Here is a 1,270-nt window from a genome sequence, read left to right on the forward strand (position 1 = left end):
GTTGAAGCGTGCCGCCGCCTGGGCCATGTCGTCCGCCCACCGGGCCGTCGGGGAGGCGGCCAGGTGGGTGTCCCCCTCGCCGGCCCTGTCCTCGGCCAGTTCGGCTCCCGCGGCGAGCGACGCGAGCGCGGTACCGACCAGCGCTGCTCGGCGCGGGTCGCCGGAGGCGCAGCGCCCCAGTTCGTGCGCGACGGCGGCGATCCGCTCCTGCGGCGCGAGGGTCAGCCACAGCGGCAGGCCGAGGTACAGCTTCCGTCTGCGCCGGATGCCGTAGGCCCGGACCCGTACGGCGAAGTCCGTGCCGACCTGGACCGCGTCGCTCGGCCGGCCGCTCCGCGAGGTCCGGCGTCGGGCCGTTCCCCGCGACATCGCCCCCCGGGATACACCGGGCAGGGAGACCGCCTCAAGTGCCGGGCGGGGCCGGGAGGGGATTTCGCGTCCCGGGGTGCTACTGACCAGTCACCCGTCCCGCGCGCCCCAGGGGACGTAAGCTGCCACTTCTTGGACACGTGATACGGGGCAGAGCATGCACATGGGGGACGGGGCGGAAGGGCCTGGGCGGGTACTCGCCGGGCGCTACCGGGTAGTGGCGCAGCTGGGACGCGGGGGCATGGGCACCGTGTGGCGCGCTGTCGACGAGCGGTTGGGGCGCGAGGTCGCGGTCAAGGAGCTGCGGGCGTTCAGCGATTCGGACGCGCGCGATCTGGCCGAGATGAGGCTGCGTACGGAGCGGGAGGCGCGCGCCGCGGCGCGGGTGCGGCATCCCGGCGTCGTCGCCGTGCACGACGTGGCGGAGCACGAGGGCCGGCCCGTCATCGTGATGGAGCTGGTCGACGGGCCTTCGCTGGACGACGTGCTGCGCGAGCGCGGCGGTGTCACTCCCGCCGAGGCCGCGCAGATCGGCCTGAAGGTGGTCGACGCGCTCGGCGCCGCGCACCGCGCGGGGGTGCTGCACCGGGATGTGAAGCCGGGCAACATCCTGCTGGAGCGCGGCGGCCGGGTCGTGCTCACGGACTTCGGCATCGCCGCCATGGAGGAGCCGGCCGACGGCAACAGCACGCATCTGACGCGAAGCGGTGAGCTGGTCGGCTCGCTGGACTACCTGGCGCCGGAGCGGGCGCGCGGTGAGCAGCCGGGGCCGCCCTCCGACCTGTGGTCGCTGGGCGCGACGCTGTACGCGGCGGTGGAGGGGATCTCGCCGTTCCGCCGCACGTCCACGTGGTCGACGATCACCGCGATCATCGTGGACCCGCTGCCGGAGCCGCGCCGG

2 protein-coding genes are annotated in these 1,270 nt (G+C 74.8%); one reads left to right on the forward strand and one right to left on the reverse strand.

Translation table 11 applies throughout. The features are described 5' to 3' along the window. On the reverse strand, positions 1-369 hold a 369-nt coding region (locus tag H5J30_RS34000; protein ID WP_508471260.1), incomplete at its 3' end, for a M48 family metalloprotease. 157 nt (positions 370-526) lie between these two features. On the opposite strand from H5J30_RS34000, the gene H5J30_RS34005 reads away from it, so the two are divergent. After that, positions 527-1,270 (forward strand): serine/threonine-protein kinase (locus H5J30_RS34005; protein ID WP_181791669.1); only part of this gene is annotated, 744 nt, incomplete at its 3' end.

It is taken from the genome of Streptomyces phytophilus (genome assembly GCF_013870535.1).
In the GTDB taxonomy this organism is placed as follows: domain Bacteria; phylum Actinomycetota; class Actinomycetes; order Streptomycetales; family Streptomycetaceae; genus Streptomyces; species Streptomyces phytophilus.